A 3,214-nucleotide genomic window follows, 5' to 3' on the forward strand; every position below is an offset into this window, starting at 1 on the left:
CCGGGTTTCTATAAAGACCATGGCTACCAGGTTTTTGGCGAACTCCAGGATTTCCCTCCTGGCTATAAACGCTATTTTTTTAAAAAAGAGCTTTAGTAACCTGAGTTGCATTTAGGGTATCTCATCTTTCCCGTGCGGGCTAAAGCCCTAACTCAGCACATGGAAACCCTTCGGGCTAAGAAAGAAGTCGGATTTATTCGACTTTCATGTCCTGAGGCAGGGATTAATCCCGCACCGATCCCTTATCCACAACTCAGGTTTAATAATATCTGTGGCGCAAAGAATTTTGAGTACTTTAGTTGAACGTAGCCCGACAAGAACTGGCACAATCAAGTGCCAGTTCTATCTTTAGAGGTAAATATTGAATAATAATTTTAGCGCCACCAAGATCTATCTTTTTATAGAAATGGCTGCATCGACATTTTTCCCGATGATCTTTGTGGCCTCTTCCCTTTATCAGGTCACCGTGGCGGGGCTGACTCCCTTGCAACTGATCCTGGTCGGGACCACATTGGAAATTTCGGCCTTTATCTTTGAGATTCCCACAGGCATCGTCGCTGATATTTATTCGCGCAGGCTTTCGGTCATCATCGGCTATATCCTGATGGGATTGGGATTTATGGTCGAAGGATTCTTCCCGGCCTTCCTGCCCATCTTATTATCCCAGGTCATCTGGGGGCTGGGATATACCTTTACCAGCGGCGCTACGCAGGCCTGGATCAGCGACGAAATTGGCGAAGATAATGCAAATAAACTTTTCATGCGGGCTGCACGCTTCGGGCAATATGCCGCTCTGCTTGGTACGGGTCTCGCCGTGCTGGTCGGTGGAGAAAATATCGCCATGCCGATCCGCTGGGGTGGGATGGGAGTCTTATTGATCGGCGTGATCCTTATGCTGACCATGCCCGAATCTGGCTTTAAACCCACACCCAGAGAGGATCGCGATACCTGGGGACAAATGGTTCACACATTCAAAGAAGGCATCCAGGCAGTGCGCGCCCGTCCTCGTTTGAAAACCATCCTGTGGATCGGCCTATTCTACGGTCTCTATAGCGAAGGTTTCGACCGTTTGTGGGTCAAACATCTTATTGATAGCTTTGAAATACCTGCATTCTTTATGGGCAACCAGGTCGCCTTTTTCGGCGTATTGCGTGCGATTGGTACGGTACTGACCATTATTGCCATGCGCTCAATGGAAAAACGAATCGATACCAGCCAGCCGCAAGCCATCGGGCGAGCCATGCTCATTGTCACTGGGTTGATCTCAATCAGCCTGATCGGATATGCGATTTCGCCAATCCTATTGCTGACCCTTGGCATATTCCTGCTGATCATGGTGCTGCGCAGGGTTGCCATCCCTCTATATACATCCTGGGTGAATCAAAAATTGGATTCGGGAACCCGGGCGACTGTCTTATCAATATCCAGCCAGGTGGATGCCATCGGGCAGATCGCCGGAGGACCTGGCGTGGGATTGATCGCCAAACTGGTCTCCGTCGTCGCTGCGATCTCAACCTCGGGCTTGTTCCTGACCCCCGCACTTTTCCTGGTGGGACGGGCAAATGCCCAATCACGGGAGCAAGTTGAGGCTGAGAGCGAGACGGAAAATCCAATTTACTAGCCAAGAGCTTTACTTTATAATCGCATTATTGATGTCCACTAAAGTAAAACGTCCCGCAGGTTCCCAGGATTCAAGATTCGAAGCGACATAAACCTGCGGGACGCTCAATAATCGGAGATTTGGAGTGCTGCTATGGCGAAGATAAAATACGTCATAAAACGAAATGGGGCAACGGTCGCATTTTCACGGAGTCGAATCGTCAATGCGATCTTCCGCGCGGCTGTATCGGTTGGGGGGCGGGATAAAAAAACCGCCGAAAAACTTGCCGATCAGGTTATTGAAACTCTGGAATCTCAATGTCACTCCAAACAGTATCCAAACGTGGAGAATATTCAGGACGTTGTCGAAAAAACATTGATCGAAGCCGGGCATGCCAAGGTGGCGAAACATTATATTTTGTATCGTGAGGAACGTACGCGGCGCAGACAAAAAGAAAATCCCCTCACAGAACAACGCTCTGCATATATCCCCTGGGCAAAAATGTGGAAAACCCTGGATTGGGCTGTAGACCATGAATTGAATACTGTTCAGAAGCTCAACCAGCGGGTCGAAAAAGGCGAGATCAAGGAAGTCATTGCTGAGTCAGAGGCAGCCTATGAAGAAGATATTGCTTCAGTAAGCGTCCTGATTGAAGAAAGAAAAGAAGAAGTACGCCTGGCAATTGTAGCGGGTCCTTCATCTTCCGGGAAGACAACCACGACCAATAAGATCGCTCACCGCCTTGGCAAGCTTGGGATGCAATTTGTGGAATTGAATCTGGATAATTATTATTTTGATCTGGAGATGCACCCCAAAGATGAGTTTGGCGATTATGATTTCGAATCACCCCAGGCGCTGGATATTGATCTGATCAATCAGCATCTGCATAAGCTCCTTGCTGGCGACCAGGTTCTCATGCCTTTCTATGATTTCAAGACGGGCAAACGGCATCCCAACCAGACGCCAATGAAACTGAAGAAGGGCGATATCATTCTGATCGACAGCCTGTATGGTTTATATCCTCCGCTGACAGATGGGATCACGGACAGCAAGGTCCGGCTGTATATTGAGCCACTGCTCCAACTCAAAGATGAGCATGGCAAATATGTCCGCTGGACGGATATTCGCCTGATGCGCAGAATGCTGCGGGATGCGATCCATCGCGCTTACGATTACGAAAAGACCCTGACCCACTGGCATTATGTCCGTTCGAGTGAGACGAGAAATATCATCCCCTATTCCGGGTCTGCTGATTTTATAATCAACAGCGGCATGCCCTATGAGTTGGCATTATATAAGCCAAAATTATTCGATGGCTTTGCTGAATGGGTGGAAAAATATAAAGATGATCCCCTGCGGCAGGATGCCTACGAGCGGGCCACACGCATCTTCAACTTGCTACAGACCATCAGCCCTCATCCCGACGATTCGCTTGTGCCACAGGATTCTGTGATCAGGGAGTTTATTGGGGGTCTGAAGATAGGCTAATGAAAATCACCAGAATAAAGGCGTCATTGAGTGTCTTTTTACTCAGTCCAAAATCCTAGATGAACCTGGCGTGCTTCTTCTTCATTGAGTGGCCCAATCACCTCAACCGGATGCGTCCCCCTAGCA

General features: G+C 48.7%; 2 protein-coding genes. Both read left to right on the forward strand.

The features are described from left to right. Window positions 1–361: 361 nt before the first annotated feature. A complete protein-coding gene (locus tag AC3DOM_RS04895) occupies window positions 362–1,621 on the forward strand; it encodes an MFS transporter (protein ID WP_487917907.1) in 1,260 nt (419 codons plus the stop codon). Between the two features lie 132 nt (window positions 1,622–1,753). Beyond that, the gene (locus tag AC3DOM_RS04900; protein ID WP_487917908.1) at window positions 1,754–3,088 is read left to right on the forward strand and encodes a uridine kinase family protein; all 1,335 of its coding nucleotides are present in this window, start codon (window positions 1,754–1,756) and stop codon (window positions 3,086–3,088) included. Window positions 3,089–3,214 lie beyond the last annotated feature (126 nt).

It is taken from the genome of Candidatus Desulfolinea nitratireducens, assembly GCF_982879505.1.